Source organism: Burkholderia sp. Bp9031, assembly GCF_003857965.1.
Classification (GTDB): domain Bacteria; phylum Pseudomonadota; class Gammaproteobacteria; order Burkholderiales; family Burkholderiaceae; genus Burkholderia; species Burkholderia ambifaria_A.
In genome coordinates this window covers 1-21,211 of sequence record NZ_QTPW01000015.1, presented here as the reverse complement: position 1 = coordinate 21,211, position 21,211 = coordinate 1, and the positions used below count along the sequence as shown (strand labels likewise).

General features: G+C 63.8%; 17 protein-coding genes and 1 pseudogene. 12 read left to right on the top strand and 6 right to left on the bottom strand.

What is annotated here, in order from left to right; translation table 11 throughout:
* Positions 1–58 precede the first annotated feature (58 nt).
* The 3 genes from DIE15_RS20090 to DIE15_RS20080 all read right to left on the bottom strand — a co-directional run bounded on the left by DIE15_RS20090 (position 59) and on the right by DIE15_RS20080 (position 2,512).
* Positions 59–484, bottom strand: coding sequence for a cupin domain-containing protein (locus DIE15_RS20090; RefSeq protein ID WP_185734515.1), 426 nt, complete (start codon positions 482–484; stop codon positions 59–61).
* Between the two features lie 10 nt (positions 485–494).
* Positions 495–932 (bottom strand): carboxymuconolactone decarboxylase family protein, encoded by a 438-nt coding sequence (locus DIE15_RS20085; RefSeq protein WP_057929813.1) that lies wholly within the window; start codon positions 930–932, stop codon positions 495–497.
* Positions 933–1,027: 95 nt separating this feature from the next.
* Positions 1,028–2,512, bottom strand: a complete 1,485-nt coding sequence (locus DIE15_RS20080) for a PLP-dependent aminotransferase family protein (protein ID WP_124834172.1) — start codon at positions 2,510–2,512, stop codon at positions 1,028–1,030.
* 290 nt (positions 2,513–2,802) lie between these two features.
* On the opposite strand from DIE15_RS20080, the gene DIE15_RS20075 reads away from it, so the two are divergent.
* Positions 2,803–3,720, top strand: coding sequence for a LysR family transcriptional regulator (locus tag DIE15_RS20075; RefSeq protein WP_057929815.1), 918 nt, complete (start codon positions 2,803–2,805; stop codon positions 3,718–3,720).
* Between the two features lie 146 nt (positions 3,721–3,866).
* Positions 3,867–4,616 carry an SDR family oxidoreductase gene (locus tag DIE15_RS20070; protein WP_124834171.1) on the top strand — a complete coding sequence of 250 codons (750 nt, stop codon included), beginning with the start codon at positions 3,867–3,869 and terminating at the stop codon, positions 4,614–4,616.
* 73 nt (positions 4,617–4,689) lie between these two features.
* Here DIE15_RS20070 and DIE15_RS20065 read toward each other — a convergent pair whose 3' ends face one another.
* Positions 4,690–6,327 carry a glycoside hydrolase family 32 protein gene (locus tag DIE15_RS20065; RefSeq protein WP_124834170.1) on the bottom strand — a complete coding sequence of 546 codons (1,638 nt, stop codon included), beginning with the start codon at positions 6,325–6,327 and terminating at the stop codon, positions 4,690–4,692.
* A gap of 151 nt (positions 6,328–6,478) precedes the next feature.
* Positions 6,479–8,056 carry a glycoside hydrolase family 68 protein gene (locus DIE15_RS20060; RefSeq protein ID WP_057929818.1) on the bottom strand — a complete coding sequence of 526 codons (1,578 nt, stop codon included), beginning with the start codon at positions 8,054–8,056 and terminating at the stop codon, positions 6,479–6,481.
* Positions 8,057–8,245: 189 nt separating this feature from the next.
* Between DIE15_RS20060 and DIE15_RS20055 the strand changes: the two genes are divergently transcribed.
* The 9 genes from DIE15_RS20055 (at position 8,246) to DIE15_RS20015 (ending at position 20,501) form a co-directional block, all read left to right on the top strand.
* The gene (locus DIE15_RS20055; RefSeq protein ID WP_124834169.1) at positions 8,246–9,259 is read left to right on the top strand and encodes a substrate-binding domain-containing protein; all 1,014 of its coding nucleotides are present in this window, start codon (positions 8,246–8,248) and stop codon (positions 9,257–9,259) included.
* A gap of 434 nt (positions 9,260–9,693) precedes the next feature.
* A complete protein-coding gene (locus DIE15_RS20050; RefSeq protein ID WP_124834168.1) occupies positions 9,694–12,636 on the top strand; it encodes a type VI secretion system Vgr family protein in 2,943 nt (980 codons plus the stop codon).
* A 3-nt stretch (positions 12,637–12,639) separates the two neighbouring features.
* Positions 12,640–14,691 (top strand): phosphatidylserine/phosphatidylglycerophosphate/cardiolipin synthase family protein, encoded by a 2,052-nt coding sequence (locus DIE15_RS20045; protein WP_124834167.1) that lies wholly within the window; start codon positions 12,640–12,642, stop codon positions 14,689–14,691.
* Between the two features lie 3 nt (positions 14,692–14,694).
* Positions 14,695–16,002 (top strand): sel1 repeat family protein, encoded by a 1,308-nt coding sequence (locus DIE15_RS20040; RefSeq protein WP_221624178.1) that lies wholly within the window; start codon positions 14,695–14,697, stop codon positions 16,000–16,002.
* Between the two features lie 22 nt (positions 16,003–16,024).
* Positions 16,025–16,312 (top strand): PAAR domain-containing protein, encoded by a 288-nt coding sequence (locus DIE15_RS20035; RefSeq protein WP_124834165.1) that lies wholly within the window; start codon positions 16,025–16,027, stop codon positions 16,310–16,312.
* Positions 16,313–16,731: 419 nt separating this feature from the next.
* Positions 16,732–17,418, top strand: coding sequence for a type 1 glutamine amidotransferase domain-containing protein (locus DIE15_RS20030; RefSeq protein ID WP_124834164.1), 687 nt, complete (start codon positions 16,732–16,734; stop codon positions 17,416–17,418).
* A gap of 144 nt (positions 17,419–17,562) precedes the next feature.
* On the top strand, positions 17,563–18,672 hold the full coding sequence (locus tag DIE15_RS20025; RefSeq protein ID WP_124834163.1) for an NADH:flavin oxidoreductase/NADH oxidase: 1,110 nt from the start codon (positions 17,563–17,565) through the stop codon (positions 18,670–18,672).
* 160 nt (positions 18,673–18,832) lie between these two features.
* A complete protein-coding gene (locus DIE15_RS20020; RefSeq protein WP_057929822.1) occupies positions 18,833–19,903 on the top strand; it encodes an AI-2E family transporter in 1,071 nt (356 codons plus the stop codon).
* A gap of 223 nt (positions 19,904–20,126) precedes the next feature.
* Positions 20,127–20,501: a hypothetical protein gene (locus DIE15_RS20015; RefSeq protein ID WP_124834162.1), complete on the top strand. Its 375-nt coding sequence runs from the start codon at positions 20,127–20,129 to the stop codon at positions 20,499–20,501.
* Positions 20,502–20,556: 55 nt separating this feature from the next.
* Here DIE15_RS20015 and DIE15_RS20010 read toward each other — a convergent pair.
* A pseudogene (locus DIE15_RS20010) lies at positions 20,557–20,733 on the bottom strand (oxidoreductase); the annotation flags it as partial.
* Positions 20,734–20,950: 217 nt separating this feature from the next.
* On the opposite strand from DIE15_RS20010, the gene DIE15_RS36800 reads away from it, so the two are divergent.
* Complete coding sequence (locus DIE15_RS36800) at positions 20,951–21,106, top strand: hypothetical protein (protein WP_185734521.1); 156 nt, start codon at positions 20,951–20,953, stop codon at positions 21,104–21,106.
* Positions 21,107–21,211: the final 105 nt, after the last annotated feature.

The following is a 21,211-nucleotide window of genomic DNA, read 5'->3' as shown; positions in this document are numbered from 1 at the left end:
GGAAACCGGTCTGGGTCATGAAACAGGCGCGTGCCCGGCGCGCGCGCCTGAAACGTCGTCACTGATCGATCGGCGACTTCAGCGGCTCGTGCTCGCCCGTCAGCCCGAACACGACGAGCTGCGCGGGCTCGGTCGCGCTTGCATTGCGCGACACCTGGTGGCGCGAGCCGGGCGCCTCGTACCAGCCTTCGCCGGCGCGGTAGCGGCGCACCGGGCCGCCGTTCACCTGCGACAGCACTTCGCCTTTCGACACGACCGCGAACACCGAACCGAGGTGCTTGTGCGCTTCGGAGGACTGACCGGGCGCATAGTCGACGGTCGCGACGACGGCGAGCTTGCCGGGCGCTTCGGGCACGGCCTGCCGCATGATCGCGTGCACGTTGTCGTCGGCACCGTGCGCGTGGGCGGCGGCCGGCAGCGCGGCGCCGAGCGCGAGCGCCGTGCACAGGAGCGCGTGGCGGAGCATGGAGCGGGAATGCATCATCGTCGTCTCCTTACTCGGGCATCTTGCGGAACGCGATCGCGAAGCGGTTCCACGTGTTGATCGTCGCGATCAGCATCGACAGCTCGAACAGTTCCGTGTCGCTGAAGTGCGGCTTCACGGCTTCCCAGACGGAATCGGGCACGTGGTTGTCGGCGACCAGCGTCAGCGCTTCGGTCCATTCGAGCGCCGCGCGTTCGCGGTCGGTAAAGAACGGCGTTTCGCGCCAGACGACCACCGTCGCCAGGCGTCGGTCGGTCTCGCCGCCCTTGCGTGCGTCGGTGGTGTGCATGTCGACGCAGAACGCGCAGCCGTTGATCTGCGACGCGCGCAGCCGGACGAGCTCGGCGAGCGGCTTCTCGATCGAGCTCTTCGCGATGAATTCCTCGGCGTTGCGCATTACCTTGATCGCGTTCGGGCTGGCGGTATAGAAGTTCAGGCGCGGTTGCATGGCAGGTCCTTTTTCGGTTGGGTGCGCACGGTGGCGCGACAGGACCCACTTTAAGCGTGCAACTGGCCCGCTTGAATGACCAATTCTGGCGAAATTCAGGTAACCAGTGGCGAGCTGCCGAAGCTGTTCGAACCCAGTAGCTCGGCGAGTTTCGCGAGCGCGGTGTCGATGCGCAGCGCGTCGATTCCGCCATAGCCGAACAGCAGCCCCGCGCGCGCCGCCGAGCCGACGTGGAATGCCGAGATCCCGTACAGGCCGATGTCGTGCCCGCGGACCGCGCGGACCAGTGCGGCTTCGTCGAGCCCCGGTTTCAGGTGCGCGGCCAGGTGGATGCCGGCGGTCGGCACGATCGTATCGAACCACGGCGCGAGGTCGCCGCGCAGGTGCGCGAGCAGCATCTTGCGGCGCGCGTCGTAGTGTTTCTGCACGCGCCGCAGGTGCCGCGCGAAATCGCCTTCGAGCATGAAGCGCGCGAGCGCCGCTTGCGTCAGCGTGCAGGTATGCCAGTCGACGATCTGCTTCGCCTTCGCGAGCGCGCCGCGCAGCGCGCGCGGCGGAATCGCGTAGCCGATGCGCAGTTCGGGAAAGATCGTCTTCGAGAATGTGCCGACGTACGCGACGAGGCTCGTGCGGTCGAGGCTCTTCAGCGACTCCACCGGCCGGCCTTCGAAGCGGAACTCGCCGTCGTAGTCGTCCTCGATGATCACCGCGCGGCGGCGCTGCGCCCATTCGAGCAGCGCGACGCGCCGGTCCAGCGTCATCGGCATCCCGAGCGGGAACTGGTGCGACGGCGTCACGTAGACGAGCCGTGCGTCGTCGGGCAGCCGCTCGGTGACAAGGCCGTGTGCGTCGACTGGCACGCCGATCACCGTCGCACCGAGCGACGCGAACGCCGCGCGAGCCGGCGGATAGCCGGGATTCTCGACCGCGACGACGTCGCCGGGCCGCACGACCACGCGCGCGATCAGGTCGAGCGCCTGTTGCGCGCCCTGCGTGACGAGCACGTCGTCCCAGCCGCAGGCAACCGCGCGGCTGAACCCGACGTAGCGCGCGATCGCGCCGCGCAACTGCGGATCGCCGGCCGGGTCGTGATACTGGCCGGGGCCGCGCGCCTGCTGGCGCAATGCGTGATGCAGGCAGCGGCGCCATGCGTCGAACGGGAACAGCGCCTTGTCGGTCACGCCGCCGCGGAAGTCGAAGGCGGGCGAGTCCTGCGGCGTGGGCATCGCGAGCGCATCGGGCAGGTCGTCCCACAGCGCCCGTGCGTCGACCGCGTGGACGCGCGGCGTGTCCTCGACGAGCGACGGCGTCGAGCCCGCCGCCGCATGCGGAACCCGCGCGAGGCCGTCCGCGACGAACGTGCCGTCGCCCGCGCGCGTGTTCAGGTAGCCCTCGGCGACGAGCCGCTCGAACGCGTCGAGCGTCGTTTTACGCGACACGCCGAGCTGCTTCGCGAGATCGCGCGTCGACGGCAGCCGAGCGCCGCCCTCGAGCCGTCCGTCGACGATCGCGGTGCGCAATTGCCGGAAGATTTGCCCGGTCAGGTCGTGACGGCCTTCGATGCGGATCGCGATGTCCATCGCAGTGGTTACCTCGGATGTCCGGATTTGATGCCGGTCAGCATACCGGAAGTTCGTCGCCTGAATGGCCTCCGGGAACACGCGAACGACTTCGGGCGGCCCGGGAAGGCGCGTGCCGTTGCCGGAGCGATGAGCGCTGGACGCAAGGCCGTCCGGATTCGCGAGACCCGCTTCAAGATGAATACCGGCCGGCCCGGCATCCACCCCACCCCGCGCACAGCGTCATTCGATTGGACCGCCGCCCGCCGCTGCCTTACGATCCACCACACCCCCCGACCGGAGTGCAACTCATGCTGTCCGAAGACGAACTCGCGCTGCTCGATGCGATCCGCGCCACCGGCAGCCTGTCGCGGGCGGCCGCACGGCTCGGCAAGGCGCCGTCGACTGTGTCGCACGCCGCGCGACAGCTCGAAGCGCGTTTCGACGCGCTGCTGTTCGATCGGCGCGGCTACCGGCTGCAGCTCACGCCGGCCGGGCAGCTGCTGACCGACGAGGCGTCGCGCCTCGCGCTCGATGTCGCCCGGCTCACGCAGCGCGTGCGGCAGGTCGCGAGCGGCTGGGAGGACCGGCTGTGGATCGTCAGCGACGAGGTGCTGGAGTTCGACACGCTGCTGCCGGTCGTGCACGCGTTCGATGCGCTCGATTCGGGCGTGTCGTTGCGGTTCACGCACGAAGTGCTCGGCGGCACCTGGGAAGCGCTGCGCGACGGCCGCGCGGATCTGGTCGTGGGCGCGACCAACGAGCCGCCGGCGATTCCGGGCTTCAAGTGGTTCGAGCTCGGCGTGATGGAATGGGTGTTCGCGGTATCGCCGCGCCATCCGCTGGCATCGGCGAGCGAGCGGCTCACCCGGGACGCGATCGGCGCGCATCGCGCAGTCGTCGTCGCCGATTCGTCGCGGCGCACGGCCGGCCGTGCGTACGGACTGCTCGGCGGCCAGGCGGTGCTCGCCGTGCCGTCGATGCGCGCGAAGATCCTCGCGCAGCGCGACGGGCTCGGCGTCGGCTGGGTACCGCGCCGGCGGGTCGCGTCGTTGCTCGCGCGCGGCGAGCTGGTGGAGAAGGAAACGGTCGATCCGCGCGAGCCGAACGTGCTGTATGTTGCGTGGCGCGGCGACCGCGACGGCCGCGCGCTGCAATGGTGGCTCGAGCAACTGCGCGAACCGAGGCTCGCGCAGCGGCTGCTCGACGGGATCGACGTGACGGGCTGAGAGCGTCAGCCGGGCTCGCGACCGGCAGGCCCCGGCAGACATGTTCGAAGATTTCGAACATGTCTGCCGCGCCGGTCGTACGGCATGGCCGGGCGCCGCGCGCATGCTGTGTTCACGGTCAACTCACAGGTTCACAGGAGAACATCATGCAACGCTTCGAAGGAAAGACGGTACTCGTCACGGGCGGCAACAGCGGCATCGGCCTCGCGGCCGCACGGGCATTCGCGGCCGAAGGCGCGCGGGTCATCATCACCGGCCGCGACGAGCGGACGCTCGCCGCCGCGCGCGAGACGCTCGGCGACGGCGCGCTCGCGATCCGCAACGAGGCCGGCAGCGTTGCGTCGGCGCGGGCGCTGGCGGACGCGATCGCGGCGTCCGGCGCGCGGCTCGACGCGGTGTTCATCAATGCGGGCGTCGCGAAACTCGCGCCGTTCGCGGATAGCGACGAGGCGATGTGGGACCTCGTGTTCAACACCAACGTGAAGGGCGCGTATTTCCAGATCCAGGCGCTCGTTCCGCTGCTGAACCGCGGCGCATCGATCGTGATCAACGGCTCGATCAATGCGCACATCGGGATGCCCGGTTCGTCCGTGTATGCGGCGAGCAAGGCGGCCGTCAACTCGTTCGCGAAGACGCTGTCGACGGAATTGCTGCCGCACGGCGTGCGGGTGAACGTGGTGAGCCCCGGGCCGGTCCAGACGCCGCTGTACGGCAAGCTCGGGCTCGATGCGGCCACGCTCGACGAGACGGCCGACAAGATCAAGGGCCTCGTCCCGATCGGCCGCTTCGGCACGCCGGACGAAATCGCGTCGACGGTGCTGCACCTGAGCGCGCCCGAGTCCGCATTCATCGTCGGCGCGGAAATCATCGCGTCGGGCGGGATGGGGCTGCTCTGAGCGTACAAGCGGCGGGGGCTGCCTCGCCTGACGTGACGTCGGGCGGCGCAGCCCCCGCCGTCAATCCGTATCGCTAGCGCGATGCACAGGCGTCACGGGCTGGGTCGCGCGCATCGAGCTGCGTTACCGTCAGCCCCGAGAACGTCGCGCTGCCATGCTCGGCGAACACAGCGACGCGGTCCGCATCGAGCGGCGGAAAGACCAGGTCCGTCAGCACCGTGCGGCCGCCGTTCGCGAACACTTCGACCGACCCGCGATCGACGACGATCTCGAGCTGCAGGCGTCCGTGCTCGAGCGGCAGATCGACGATGTGCTCGTGGCTGAAGGTGCCGGCGAAATCCGTTGCGCCAGAGCGGGAGCGATCGAGCGTCAGCGTGCGTTTCGCGGTGTCGTACACGATCCGGGTGCCGATCGCACCGTCCGCCGAGCCGCGCACGATCAAGCCTGCGCGGGCCGAGCGCTGCGGCGCGATCGTCACCGTGATGCGCTGGACCACGCCGCGCGTCGCGGCCGGCAGCATGCGCGTGGCGGAGTCGACGCTCAGATCGCCTTCATGCACGGCGGGCCGCCCGTCGGCCCACGCATCGAATGCGGCGGCCGGCGTCACGACGAGCGTGGGTTCGCCGCCGATCGTCTTCAGCGCCAACTCGCGCGGCAATGTCGTCGCGCCGCGCCAGGGTGCCGTCGGCGCTTTCGCCGCGTAGTCCCAGTTGCTCATCCACGCGATCGCGACAGGGCGGGCGCCCGGCGCACCCGAAAACGTGCCGGCTGCATAGAAGTCGGCGCCATGATCGACCCAGCGGAATTGAGCGGGATCGGAACCGGCCGGCGCGACGCGATCGGGAACGAACGTACGGCCATCGAAGTTGCCGACGAAATACATCGCGCCGGAACCGCCGGCGATCGACCACGGGTTGACGTTGACGATCATCACCCACTTGATGTGCCGCGGATCGTCGTCGACGGGCAGCGGCACGAGGTCGGGCATTTCCCACAGCGCGCCTGCATGCGGCACGTCCGGCAGCGTGAAGTCGCTCAGGAACGACCAGTGGACCAGGTCGTCGGAACGGTAGAGCTTCACGACGTGCGCGTCGGCGACGACGGTCGTCATCAACCAGTAGCGTCCCGGTGCGTACCACGACACCTTCGGGTCGCGGAACTGCTTCGACTCCGGGTCGAGCGTGAGCACCGGATTGTGCGCGTAGGGCTGCCACGTCGCGCCGTGGTCGAGGCTGTACGCGAGCGACTGTGCCTGCGTGCCGGGTGCGTGACCGGAACCGGCCTTGTAGACGCTCGTATAGAGCGCGACGAGCGGCGTCTTGCCCGGCGTGCCGAGGCCGGACGTGTTGTGCGTGTCGGCGACGATCGAGCCGGAGAAGATTTCCTCCGTGGCATTCGCGTGCATCGCGACCGGCTGCTCGCGCCAGTGGACGAGATCGGTGCTGGTCGCATGGCCCCACGACATGTTGCCCCAGTCGTGGCCGAGCGGGTTGTACTGATAGAACAGGTGATAGCGGCCGTTTTCGTAGACGAGGCCGTTCGGATCGTTCATCCAGTTGCGTTGCGGCGTGTAATGGATGGCGGGTCGCCATTGCGGCGTCGCGTTCGCGGGCGGCGCGGCGCATGCCGCGTGCGCCGCCTGCGCGCCAGCCGCACACGCGAATACGAGTCCGGCGAGCCGGAAGGAAAAGCGGGAAAACGTCGATCTCATGCGGGGGCCCGTTTCGCCGCGCGAAGCGGGAAAGAAGGGCGCATGCCGCCGGCAAGGGCGGCATGCGCGGTCTGCGTAGCAAAAGGACAGGCGCACACGCGACTCGCGCGATGCGCACCTGCAAAACGGACAGGCTATGCCGCCGTGATGGTTACGGCCGGGTGCCGGGGCCGCCGTTGTGACCGTCACCCGTCGCCGGCAGGTTCGACGGGATGTCGCCGTAGCCGCCGAGGCCGCTGCGTCCGTACGTGCGGTCGACCGCCGTCGACGTGCCATTGATGTTGACCTTCACCGTCGGCGCGAGCGTGCCGCCACGGCGCGGGCCGATCGCATCGATGAACGACTCGACGAGCCCGCCCGGCATCACGAAGTGCGAATACGACTGGAATTCGCGCGGGTTCTGGTTCGGGTCCTGTGCATACGGCGCGCCGGCCGGCGCGGAGAAGTCGGTCGGGTTGCCGAGGACGAGCCCGCTGCCGCCGTTCAGCGGCAGGAAGTCGCTGCGGATGCCGTTGCCGACGAAGCCGTAGACGCCGTCCGGCCCGTCGACGCCCGCGGCCATCGTCGTGCGGTGGCTGATCGTGAACAGGTAGTACTTGCCGTCCTTCAGATAGATCTGCGGGCGCTCGGTCTGGTCGTCGACGCAGTTGGCCGACAGGATCGGCGGCAGGAACTTCCATTCCGTGAGTTGCGGGTTCGTCGCGACCGCCAGGCCGACATTGGCCTTTTGATACACTGCGCCCGAGTTCATCACGGCGTTCAGGTCTTCCTTGTACGGATCGTTCGGCGCGTAGCCGAGATCGGCCTCGGTGCAGGTCCGGGCGCCGCGCTGGCCGCCCGTGTTGCCTTCGAACACCATGTAGGTCTTGCCCGGGTGCGCCGGATCGGTGAACACGAACGGATCGCGGAACGAGAAGTAGGTATTTTGCTGGCCGGTCTGGTAGTAGTTGCCGTCCGGTTGCAGCAGCGCCTTGTGATCGTCGAAGCCGCTGAACCACACGTGCTTGTCGTCGGCGTGGATATGGCCGTCGGCGCGCGTGATGATCGCCTGCGGCGGCGTGATGTCGGCACCGCCCGGCGCCGAGCGGTTGAACGACGTCGCGGTGTAATACAGGCTGACGTTGTCGCCGTGCGTGAGGCGCGCCGAGCCCGACCATTCGGCGTTGTTGGTCATCGGCGACGTGCCGAACACCTTGACGCTCGCGCCGTCCGGGAACAGATGGCCGCCCCAGGTCCAGCCGCCGTTCGCGGGCCGCTGCGACGCGGGAATGCCCGCGCGGCGATAGAAGAAGCCGATGCGCGCGTGGACGTGGCGGTCATCGAACGTGTAGCCCGCGTGCGGATCGGCGGTGAGCGAGAAGATCACCTCCCAGCCCTTGTAGCTGAGCTGGTTCGCGCGCAGGTCGGCCAGCGGCCAGGTGTCCCACACCCACACGTTGGAATTGATCAGCGGGAAATCCTGCGGGATGTCCGGCATCGTCAGCGCTTGCGGCAGCGAGTTCTTGTCGGCGCCGGCCGTATGCGACTGCGCGACGATCTGGCGGATGTCCGCGCGGGTCCAGCGCATCGTGAAGTTGCCTTCGGGGTCGTATGCCTGCTGCGTGTGAGGCGTCGGCGCGGGAGCGCCGGCGGTCTGCGCATGCGAAACGGACGAGAAGGCGGCCAGTGCGGCGCCGGCGAACAGCAAACGTTTGGCCGCGGTCGCGCGGCAAAAAGGAAAGTAAGTCATGTCGGCGTTGTTTTCCGTTGACGGTGAAAGGGAACGACTGACGGCGGCATCGATGTCCAAACCGGTTTGGATGCTATTTCAAACCGGTTTGGACGTCAAAAGATAAATATTTGACGGTAATAACTACTGTTCGGAAATAATTGCCAGAAAGTGGCTCGGACGGATGGAAAACACAACGCGAGGAGCGACGTGAAGGTGAATCTGAAGGCGCTGTCGGAGGCGCTCGGGCTGTCGCGCACGACGGTCAGTCGCGCGCTGAACGGCTATGACGACGTGAGCGAGGCGACCCGCGAACGCGTGATGAAGGCCGCGCGCGAACTCGGCTATGTCGCGGACCCGACCGCCCGCCGGCTGGCGACGGGGCGCTCCGATGCGATCGGCATCGTGTATCCGTTCGGCGCGGGCGACCTCGGCGATCCGCGTTTCGGCGAAGTCGTCGCGGGCATCACGGAGCGGCTCGCCGAGCGCAATCTCGACTTCATCGTCGCGGCCGCGCGGCCGAACGCCGAGCTGGACACGTATCGACGGCTCGTCGACGGCAAGCTCGTCGACGGGCTGATCGTCGCGCGCACGCTGGTCGACGATCCGCGCATCGCCTACCTGCGGTCGAACGCGTTTCCGTACATCGCGTATGGCCGCACGCAAACCGCCGAACCCTACGCATGGTTCGATTTCGACAACGAAGCGGGCGCGCGCGATGCCGTGCGGCGCCTGATCGGCTTCGGCCATCGGCGCATCGCGATGATCAGCGCGCCGCTGTCGCTCAATTTCGCGATGCAGCGTCGTGCCGGCTATCTCGCGGCGCTGCGCGAGGCCGGCATCGAGGCCGATCCGGCGCTGCTCGTCGAGTGTCCGTTTACGCGCGACGGTGGGCAGCAGGGCGTGCAGACGTTGCTCGCGCGGACCGAACGGCCCACGGCGTTGCTCGTCGACAACAATATCGCCGGCGGCGGCGCGTTCCGCGCGCTGGTCGACAACGGGGTGCGTCTGGGGCACGACATGTCGTTGATCGTCTATGACGGCGTGCCGCCGGACGTCGCGCGTCCGCATCGGGTGACGGCAGTGGTGCAGCCGACCGGACATGCGACCGGACGTTCGCTGGCGGACCTGATGCTGGGATTGCTCGCGGACGGCGTCCGCGGCCATCGACTCGAGATGCCGGTGATCGAGGCCGGCGATACGGACGGGCCGCCGCGCGGCTAGTTTTCCAAGATGAGCAATTGCTGAATTCCGCATCAGATGTCATTGCAGACGCCTAAACGCGACTGAGCGAATTTCTCGCTAACGACTTGCTGTCGCCGTGTCGGAACGCGAGCCACGGCATCTTGATTGTTCATTCCAGCGCGAGCATCGGCAACTTGGTCGCTGGGCCGCTTGCTCACGCATAGGCAGTTGGGAGGTTTCGCGCAAATATGAAAGAAAAACGAAAAAAATAACGCGCTCCTTGTTACTTGGTGAATTACTTACGGAGCAAGCGCAAAAAATCGTCAAGCAAACGGCCGACGAGTTCGCCTCATGTCACGTATTTGCCTTATTCCAGATAAAATCGCGCGAGCGGCAGTATTCACGACCGCGGACCGTCCTTTTTGCCTTGCATCCTTGTGACGGTCGAACCTGAGAGACAAGGACAAGAACAGATGGCACTCAGACCGACAGATTCGGGGAGTTTGAGATACAGCGACATCTTCGATGCGATTAACCGTGGCCTCATGCAGCATGGCCGTTTGCTGATGCTGTGCACCCCGCTGGGCGATAACGTACTCACGCCCGTTCGCGCGAAAGGCTGGTCGAAGATCGGCCGTGATTATCGCTGGACGGTTGATGCGGTATCCACGCGCGACGACATCGAATTGCTTGCGCTGATGCATCAGCAGGTGTCGTTGTTGATTCAGCAATCGACAACACGCTATGCCGACGCGGAGTATCGTCCGATTCACGGCTTCGTGCATCAGATCAGGCGATTGGGGGCCGATGGTGCGCTATCGCTTTACCAGATCGAGTTCGCGTCCACCCTGTTCTTCTTGGGCGAAGGTCGTGACGATTATTACTGGCTGGACTCGAACGCTGTCCAGAGCATCAGCACCGTATTCGACAAATACCCTCAGTTGCGCGGGCACTACCGGTTCAATCTCAGCAGCCAGCCAAGTACACGCACATACACGCGACAGAGCGAATCGGATTTGAATTTTGTTCAACGTCTGCTGGAAGACGAAGGGTGGTACTTCTATTGGGAGCATGCACCCGTCAAGGGTAACGAACCACCGAACACCACGCTGGTGATCGTGGACAGCATCTCGGCGTTGCCGGAAGCGCACGATGTCACGTATTCCCGAAGCAACACGGGCGATGAAATCGATGGCTTGACGCAGTGGGTGATGCAGCAGACTGCACAGCCAATGGAGTTCAAGTCCACCTCGTTCGATCAGGATCGACCGGGCACCAGCTTCGCTGCGAGTAGTCTGATGGAGGCGACGACATACACGGTCCAGCATTACCGGGACAAGGAAACCGTCAGTGTTCCGGGTGTACCTGCGACCGTGTATGAACCGACGACCTTGGGCTATCCGGACTCCGACAGCGGTGGCCGCCGTGCGCGGATTCGGACGCAGGCATGGGACGCAATGGCTCGCCGCTTTATCGGCGTTGGCGGAGTGCGTTGGCTCGATGCAGGGTCGCGGTTCGTGCTGAACGACCATCCACGTCACGATGAGCGTGATCCGAAGGACCGGGAGTTTCTGGCGGTCGAGACGCACTGGTTCATCCTGAATAACGTACCGTTCGCCCGTCAGGCGGGGGCATTTCCGTTCAGCATGCAACCGGAGTTCGACCGCGTTCAGGCGGAATACGAACAGGCGTCGGTGTCTCGGCCCCATGCGGATGACGGTTCGGTCGGCTTCTTCTTGATGAAGACCGAAGCCCAGCGCGCCGATGTCGTGTACCGCAGTCCGCTCGAACACAAGAAGCCGGTGATGCAGGTTGAGCATCTGCTCGTCGGCGCGCCGGACGGCGAGGAAGCGTGGACGAACAAGAACAACGAGATTCGTGGCCGATTCGCATGGGACCGGCAGAGTAAGCCGGACGAGTACAACACGTCGCCGTGGATGCGCGTCATGCAGGGCGACACCGGTGACGGCTACGGTGCGGTCCACGTTCCCCGCAAAGGTGAATGGGTCGCTATCGGTTACTGGCAAGGCGATTGTGATCGTCCCTTCGTGCTGGGTAGGCTGCCCGGTGGGACCACTCAGCAGCCGTGGCATTCGGATGTACTGAAGTCGGGCCAGCAGTCGCGCGGCTTCGGCAATACCGGCGCGTACAACGCGCTAATTCACGACGATTCCACACATCAGGGCGGCCAGCGCCTGACGAGCTATTCGGGAGGCACGTATCACCTATTCCATCAAGGATATCTAATCGACCAGACGGGTAATACGCGGGGCGGATATCGTGGGATCGGCTACAAGCTTCATACCGACGCGTTCGGTGCGATGCGGGCGAATCAGGGGATGGCGATCAGCACGCAGCACAAGTCGCCGGACGCCGAACAATTGGACGTGCGAGAGGCGAGTCAGCAACTGTCCCGCGCGGGGAACTTGGTTGATTCGTTGTCAGAAGCCAGCAAGGGGCATCAGGCAGCAGACCTCAAGACCGGTCACGACGCGTTGAAGCATTTCGCGGACGCACTGGAATTGCCACAGACGCCCGAGGCCAAGGGGGGGCGCACGGCGGGTGGTGGCACAGGCACCGCGAACGCTTTCAAAGAACCCGTGATGCTGCTGGACAGCCCAGCGGGAATTGCGGCGTCAACGCAGCAATCGGTTCATCTCGCGGCAGACCAACTCATCAATCTCGTTAGCGGCCAGACAACTACTGTCGCGTCGGGGCAGTCGTTGATCGTCGCAGCGCTCAATCTGATCAGCCTCTTTGCGCAGAACGGCGGTATGAAGGCCATCGCTGGCAAGGGCGACATCGATATTCAGGCGCATGCCGGCGTGATCGATCTGGCGGCTCAGTTGGCGTTGCATATCCGCTCGGTTACCGATGTGATCGAGGTAGCGTCAGGAAAGGAAATCCGGATTTTATGCGGCGGTGCAATTATCCAGATCAGTCAGGACGGCAGCATCAATATCCACTCGCCGGGCAAGATCGACTTCAAGGCCGCCAGCTATTCGTTCGCCGGCCCGGCGCGGGTCGATATCACGAACCCAGCGTTCAAGGACTCGCCGGTTCAGAAACTGTCGCTGAACACGTTTGCGTCGCCTTCGGCGACTGGTTCGGTCCCAGCCGGCATGCCCTATAAGCTGTATGCCGATGGCGCGCTGGTCAAGCAAGGTGTGTTCGATAAGTCCGGGCAGTTGCCTATCGATCACCACGTGGCGACGCAGAAATACACGCTTGAGTTGGCAAACGGTGTCAAGCATGAAATTCCCGTTCCCGGTGAGTATCACGATGCCGTAAACGGCAAGCTGGCGAACCAGGGGTTCCCGTTTCACGAAGGTCTATCTGGCAGCGAGGGCGTACCGGACCGAGCCGCGCACCGACAGAATTATTTCGATCTGCTCAATCCCTCTTCGGAAGCATAAACCATGGCAACGCTGACCAAGACGATTACGACACCGATTGCGCAGAACCACACGAGCACCGGCAACATCACTCTGCCTTGGTTCGTGCAACACACGGAATACAATCCGACGTGGGCCACGTTCAAGCCGCTAGTAAACGGTAAAGAGGCATTCGGTGCAGTGTATGACGCAATCCGCGATGCGAAACACTCAGTCGACATCATCTGCTGGGGATTCCAGCCGTCGATGTACTTCAGACGTGGCGAGGCCGGTGCGAGAACCATCGGGAGCCTGCTAGTACAGAAGGGCAAAGAAAATGTTAGGGTCCGCCTGCTGTGCTGGCATGACGACTGGTATGTGTCTCAGTGGGGTGAGAACAACATGCCCGGATACAGTATGCAAACCTGGATCAAGGCGCTCACGCCCGACTGGGTGTACAAAAAAGCCTCGCTGATGTCGCGAGACTATCAGACCACCACTCAGCGGATCTACGATACGTTTTGGTATTACTGTGCCAACCTGAACAACGTGAGCATGACTGGTTCGTGGCAGGAGTCTCTTCAGCGCAAGGTCAACTGGCTGGCCCACTATCCGCTTACCTTCTCGAATGTTGAATTTGCGACGCGTGACTTCGACTTAAAGGCGCGGGTCGAAAACGCGTGGCGGCTCTACATGCGCGGCAAAGATTCTACGAGAGATACGCGCACCAAGGTAATGAACGCCGGCTTAACGGCTATCGCTACGCCGACCCATCACCAAAAAATGGTGCTGATCGATTACGAAGACCCGAGTCTCGCGACGGGGTTCGTGATGGGCCACAACATGCTCGATCAGTATTGGGACAAAGACGATCACAGCGCCAAGCGCAACGAACCTGATCAAGGACGTTGCGGGCCATTTCCCTGGCAGGATATTTCAAGTCGCGTCACTGGCCCCGTTCTTCAATATTTGAACGCGAACTTTTGTCAGGCATGGGATGCCGCCACGGGGCAAAGTCTCGGAAAAGCCCGTGCCGGTATGGAAAAGCGCCTGACGATGCGCGTCGGGCCGGACGCTGGAGCGACGGTGATGGCGCAGATAGTGCGCACGAAATCGAAGCAATCGACATCGAAGGGCGTGGTAACGGATATCGGAGCCATGTACCTCCAGGCCGCGAATAACGCGACGAAGTACGTTTTTATCCAGAACCAATACTTCCGATGGGTGCCGCTTGCTGATCAGATCAAGGAGGCGGTGCAACAGCAAATCAAAGGTGGACGCGATCCCGGCTATCACGGACCGATTCATCTTTTTGTCATCACAAACTCCAGCGATGAGGGCGTGGGTCCCGGCTCGTTCAACACCTATCGTATGCTTGACGCGCTTGGTCAGAGCAATTCGATTCCGGGTGTCGTACGTGAGCTAGACAAGCAATCGCTTGAAGTACAGCAGAAGGCACTCGAAGCGAAACTTGCAGCCGAGCAAGCTGCCGAGCAGAAGATTGCGACACAGGGAGTGGACTATACGTCCTCTGCAGTCCAGGGTGTCATGACGTTCATTCAGCAAAGCAGGTTGCGCCAACAGGACCTCCAACAGCAAATCAATGAGTTGAAACGTCAAAGTCAGACTATTGCGGATAAGACGAGCGACCAAGATAAGCTGGAAAAGGACGACACAAACAAGATCGACATTCCGACAAAGGACATAACAGGGCTGAAGGTTCACGTGTGTACGTTAGTCGCACCGGACTCGCCCGCTGGCGGCTGGGTTCCGGTGTACGTCCATGCCAAGCTGATGACCGTCGATGACGCGTTTACGACCATCGGTTCTGCGAACATCAATTCCCGCAGTATGGAAGGTGATAGCGAACTGAATATTTGTACAGAGCAGCAGGATTTGGCGAAGTCGCTGAGGCTGCAGTTGTGGAATCTGCATGCGGGCAACGACGCGGGTGATCAGGAAGACCCGGCGAAAGCATTCAAAACTTGGGGTGAAATTATTAACCGGAATAAGGTTAGAAAGAATCACAACGGAGCTCCAATCGCCTCGCTCGTTGGGTTTCTGAGAACGTCCACAGCCATTAATCGTAGCGACTGATATATGAAAAAAAACCTATTAATCATTGCTACTGCGTTTGCATTATGTGCCTGTACCAAAAAGGATAGCCCCGTGACATCTTCCCCTGACATGAGCGCTGTTCGCGCCAACCTCGCATTTACATGTGTGCATCAAGGAGATCATCTGCCGTCACTTGATCCGGAGGCCGACAGTCTGTTTCGGTATGCCCGCTATCTAGAGAAAAGAGAAGGGTCAAAGGATTACAGCGATATTGCCCGGTATTACCGGATTGCGGCGGCACATGGTCACTACAAGGCGAACCAGAATTTACAATCGCTCCTTTCGGAAGGGTTGGTGGATTCACCTGACCCACGGGCAGAGGCGGTCGATCTCGCTATGTTGCTTGTTAAGCGCGACATTCCCAGCGGCTATTACGCTGTCGGGCACTATCTCGAAATCGGCTATGGCCTAAAACAGGATTCCGAATCGGCGCTGCGTTACTTCCGAAAAGCGGCTGACCTCGGAAGCCCGGAGGCTCAGTATTATGTTGGTGATAAATTATTGCCAAATGATAATGCCCCCGATATCGCGCGCCAGATGTTGGCGTGCTCTGCTGATCAAGGATTTGGACAAGCGGCAAATTTGTTGGGTGTGGATCGGATGGAAGATGCAATCTACGCAGAGGCAATCAAGATCTTTCAGAAAGGCGTTGCAGCCGGAGATTCACAATCTGCGTCCTTTCTGGAAAAAGGCTTTAGAGGGCCGCCGGAATCCAATAAATTGTATTATCTCGGACTTGAAAAAGACCCCGAACGTTCGCGGCGCTATGAGCTAATCGGTGAATTCATTGATCGTAACGATGGCCGGAATCCCAAGGTTCCGGACATCGACAAGATCGTGCCCCTTCCACCCGCAAAGCTTCCGCCGTGGGATGGCACGTTCCAGTGGCAGAAAGAACAGGACGTTGCTGTGCCGCCGCAAAAGCCGGCGTACGAGGTCATCGATCAGATGGCGAAGGAGAAGAATCTCGACCCGGCAACCGGCTTGCCTCTGGCAACTACTGCAGAAAAGACTTCGCAACACGATCAGCAGCAGACCGTTGCGGCACGTCTGCCCTTGGGCACCGTCGCGCATACCGGTCAGCGGTGTCCGGAAGACGGCGTATGGTGCGCGAAACTCGATGCTGGTCAGGTCGGCGATGCGAAACGCCGGTTTCTAAAAGGTGATGCGTTGCCGTCCGTCGTCGTGCATGAACCGCGTCGGCTGGCAGTCCTCGACAGCATGATGGGTACGCGGCAGCACATTGCATCTGTCGCGTGGGAACTCGTCGCTTACCTCGACGAAGCTTGATTTTGAATAGACGACGCAAATCATGACTCGATACCTCATCCTCGACGGTGATCACACGACCGTGGCCGGAACGGTCCGAGCAAAAGGAACACCGTTCGTATTGGACAATAAACATATCGCGCACGAAGACGACGACGTGATTTGTCCGGCTTGCAAGTCCATCGGCAAGATTCAATGCGAGGGGCAGCGAATTCCAATGACGGGGCCGGATGGAAGACGCGTCGCGCTGAGCGACGATCTGTGTATTTGCAAATGCCCGACGCCGCCGAAGCTCGTCGCATCGCAGCAGGTCATGTCGGTTGACGTGTGATTCCGCCATCAACCAGTAGCTATCGACGGCGATGGAGCGCCAGTCGGGTAGTGAGGGGTATCGAAAGGCCATGACAATTGCAGGGATGAAGGATCATTCACTAGACGACCGGTCTAATCAGTAGATATCATTCAGCCTCATGAGTGCGACGTCGTTCCTGACGCGCGGCGTGGGACGCGAAATTGCCATCCGCGCTGCGATGCTGGTCGTGCAGGAGACGCCGCTTTTTTTCGAGCCAGTTATAGACGACTGGTCTAATAGGCTCTGGGCAACATTTTCGGTAACGTGGCCGGCACATTGACACGCGCCAGCAGCCTAACCGGCAGGCGCGCCGTCATCGCCGCCGGCACGCGGCGTGCGTCACGCTGGCCGCTGCCGCGACGCGGCTCCGTTCCCCCATTTCGAAGGAGTGTCCGATCATGAAGATTCTGGTTGTCCTGACCTCGCACGACACGCTCGGCGACACCGGCAAGAAAACCGGCTTCTGGCTCGAGGAACTGGCCGCGCCGTACTACGCGTTCAAGGATGCGGGCGTCGAGTTGACGCTCGCGTCGCCGAAGGGCGGCCAGCCGCCGCTCGACCCGAAAAGCAGCGATCCGACCGCGCAAACCGACGCGACGCGCCGCTTCGATGCGGATCCGGCGGCCAAGGCCGAACTGGCCGCCACGCGCAAGCTGGCCGACGTGTCGGTCGACGATTACGACGCGGTGTTCTACCCGGGCGGGCACGGCCCGCTGTGGGACCTCGCCGAGGACCTGCATTCGATCGGCCTGATCGAGCGCGCGCTGTCGGCCGGCAAGCCGGTCGCGGCCGTGTGCCACGCGCCGGGCGTACTGCGCCACGTGAAGGACCCGAAAACCGGCGAATCGGTCGTGCGCGGCAAGCGTGCGACGGGCTTCACCAACAGCGAGGAAGCGGCCGTCGAGCTGACGGAAGTGGTGCCGTTCCTCGTCGAGGACATGCTGAAGACCAACGGCGCGCAGTTCGAGCGCAGCGCCGACTGGGCGCCGCACGTCGTTACCGACGGGCTGCTGATCACGGGGCAGAACCCCGCGTCGTCGGAACCCGCTGCCGAGGCGCTGCTCGCGAAGCTCGGCCGTCAGTAAGCCGGCCCGGCGCCGGCGCGACCGGCGCCAGGCCGTTTGCGTCACCGGGCGCGACCGGCCCGGCGACCGCCTGAATCGCTCCGCCGTGCGTACCGCTCGGCGGCTCATCCAGTCGTTTCGTAGAACCAAGCAAAGGAGTGGTGGATGTCTGCCCTGTTCGAACCGTTCAAACTCAAGGACGTCACGCTGCGCAACCGCATCGCGGTGCCGCCGATGTGCCAGTACGTCGCCGAAGACGGCGTCGTCAACGACTGGCATCACGTGCATCTGGCCGGCATCGCGCGCGGCGGCGCGGGCCTCGTGATCGCGGAGGCGACGGCTGTGTCGCCGGAAGGCCGAATCACGCCGGGCTGCGCCGGGCTGTGGACCGATGCGCAGGCCGCCGCGTTCGCGCCGTCGGTCGCGGCGATCAAGGCGGCCGGTGCGGTGCCGGGCATCCAGATCGCGCATGCGGGCCGCAAGGCAAGCGCGAACCGTCCATGGGAAGGCGACGACCATATCGCCGACGGCGATCCGCGCGGCTGGCAGACCATCGCACCGTCGGCGGTACCGTTCGGCGCGCACCTGCCGAAGATGCCGCGCGCGATGACGCTCGACGACATCGCCCGCGTGCAGGCCGACTTCGTCGCATCGGCGAAGCGCGCCCGCGACCTCGGCTTCGAATGGCTCGAACTGCATTTCGCGCACGGCTATCTCGGCCAGAGCTTCTTCTCCGTGCATTCGAACCAGCGCGACGACGCGTACGGCGGTTCGGCCGAAAACCGCGGCCGCTTCCTCGTCGACACGCTGAAGGCCGTCCGCCAGGTCTGGCCGGAGCACCTGCCGCTGACGGCGCGTCTTGGCGTGATCGAATACGACGGTCGCGATGAAGAAACGCTCGCCGAATCGATCGCGCTCACGCAGCGGATGAAGCAGGAAGGGCTCGACATGCTGAGCGTGTCGGTCGGTTTCTCGACGCCCGACGCGCGGATTCCGTGGGGCCCGGCGTTCCTTGCACCGGTCGCGGAGCGCGTGCGCCGCGAGACCGGCCTGCCGGTGTCGTCCGCATGGGGGATCGACACGCCGCAACTCGCCAATCGCGTTGTCGCCGAGCAGCAGCTCGATCTCGTGATGGTCGGCCGCGCGCATCTGGCCGATCCGCACTGGCCGTACTACGCGGCCAGGCAGCTCGGCGTCGAGCGTCCGTCGTGGACGCTGCCCGCGCCGTACGCGCACTGGCTCGAACGCTATCGCGTCGCCGACAAGGTGGCCTGAGCCCGCGTTGCATCGCGCGGCGGCGCGGCGTTCGCGGCACGCATTTGACGATGCATGACATGGCGTGCGCATGCCGTTGCGGTGCCGATGGATAGAATGGCGGTTCGTACAGGCTTCCGGCCTGCGCGAGCCGCCATTTTTTCATTTCGACCGAGGTGCCATGCGCGCACATGTCTCCCCGTCCCAGGATTCCGCCGCGCGGCCGCGCGCGCAGCAGATCGCCCGCGTCGTGCTGTATGCGGCGCTGCTGGTGCTCGCGCTGTGGGTGATCCGCGACTTCCTTCCCGCCATCGCGTGGGCCTGCGTGATTGCGATTGCGCTGTGGCCGTTGCTGAAACGTTTCGAAGCGGACCGCTGGTTTCGCGACCGGCCGACCCTGATCGCGACCGTGATTACCGCGGGCGTTTCGCTGCTGGTCGTGCTGCCGGTCGCGCTCGCGCTCGGCCAGGCGATCTCGCAGGAGCACGACCTGCGCATGTGGCTGCACTCGATCCAGGACAACGGCATTCCGTTGCCGGACGTCGTCAGTCGGCTGCCGTACGGTGCCGCGCAGATCACCGATTGGTGGCAAGCCAATCTCGGTCATCCGCTGCATGCGGCTACCGCGATGCACGGTGCGAGCGGCGAGAAGTTCATCGCATTCGGGCGGCAGTTCGGCTCGAAGCTCGCGCATGCGTTGTTCGAGTTTGGCTTCATGCTGGTCACGCTGTTCGTGATCCTGAGGGCCGGCCACAAGTTGTCGGGCGCGTTGCTGCAGGGCGCGCGGCGCGCGTTCGGCCGCGGTGGTGCGGATCTGATCGAACGGATGGTCGCGGCCGTGTACGGCACGGTGACAGGACTGGTCGTCGTCGGGTTGGGCGAGGGCGCCATTCTCGGCGTCGCGTATGCGCTCGCGGGCGTGCCGCACGCGACGCTGCTCGGTCTCGTCACGGCGGTCGCCGCGATGCTACCGTTCTGCGCGCCGATCGTATTCTGCGGCGCGGCGCTCTGGCTGTTCGTGCAGGGGGCGACCGCGTGGGCCGTCGTGGTGCTGGCGGTCGGCTTCGTGGTCGTGTTCGTCGCCGAGCATTTCGTGCGGCCGGTGCTGATCGGCAGTTCGACCCGCTTGCCGTTCCTGCTCGTGCTGTTCGGCATTCTGGGCGGTGCCGAGACGTTCGGGCTGATCGGGTTGTTCGTCGGCCCCGCGCTGATGACGGTGCTGACGATGCTGTGGGCCGAATGGGTCGCATGACGATGACGGCCGTTGCACCGATTCGGCACATCGGCGCAACGATGCGCACGTGCGCGCGAATCCGCCCGGTAGCCCAACGATTCGTGACGATCGAAATCGGGCGGACCGGCGCGATGCGGCGCATCGGACACAAGTCTCAACATTTCTTTTCGATCCGGACCCAAAGGTCGAGTAGCATGAGGCTTTCGATCACGCCGGCAGGGCGCAGCAGATTTCTCCAAGCATGCGATTGATTTCGATGTCCCGTCCCGCAGCGACGCTGTCGCTGGCCGCCAGTTGCCTGATGCTGCATGGCTGCGCATGGTTCGACTCGTGGCTGCCGTTCTCGTATTCGCGCACGCCGCTGGCGAGGGCCGCGTCGCGGCACGGTGCAACCCGTGCCGACGTCGTCCGCGCGGGCGGCAACCCGCGCAGCGTATGGATGGTCCGCAACGGCAGCGGCGTCTGCTACAACTACTTCATCGAGCACGACAACGATCACCGCACTTTCTTCGTCGTATTCGACAACGCCGGGGTCGTCACGCAACACGGCTTCGATACCTGCATGGACGCCGATCGCAAGGGCACGCTCCAGCCGGACAAGGCCGCTTCCCGATAGCACGGCAGGCGCGTCGCCGCGCCTGCCGTGCTCGTCATTCGGGCCATCCGCGCCATCAAGCGATCGTATCGAGCACGCCGCCGTCGGCGCACTGCGCGGCGTCCGTCGTCGCCGAAGCCTGCGGCGAGCACACGTACACCACCAGATTCGCGATTTCCTTCCGCTGCGCCGGCCGCCGGATGATCGACGTCGCGTGCTCGCTGCGCACGAAATCCATCGACGCGTCTACAGACTTCGCGTTTGATCCCGCGTGCCGCGGCCACCGCTTTGCGGTGGCCGCGATCATTCTGAAACCTTCTATAACGATTGCCCATATACGTATGACCGGCTGCTCGCGGACGGCATGGGAGCGTCGCGTCATATCGGCGTCCGGCCCATAGACGTTTCTCTGCCGGTCTGTTTCACTCGCGAACATCCGACGGCACGGTTTTCCCGATATGGATGTGCTCGTGAACGCCAAAACTAGTGCGATGGTGGCCAGCGGCGACGCGTCGATGACCATCGAGAACGGCAACGTCGTTTTCGACTGTCTGGGTGAATTCCGTATCAGGGCGGCCTCGTTCACGTTCGAAGAGCCCGGCAATACGTCCATCAGCCTGCCGTAATTGCCGGTGAGCGACTACCAGCCCAGCTCCAAATACAGCCACACACAATAACGATCATGATTATCAGCCCGCCGTTTCTGCCCAAAGCCGGTCTCGCGGTCCCGA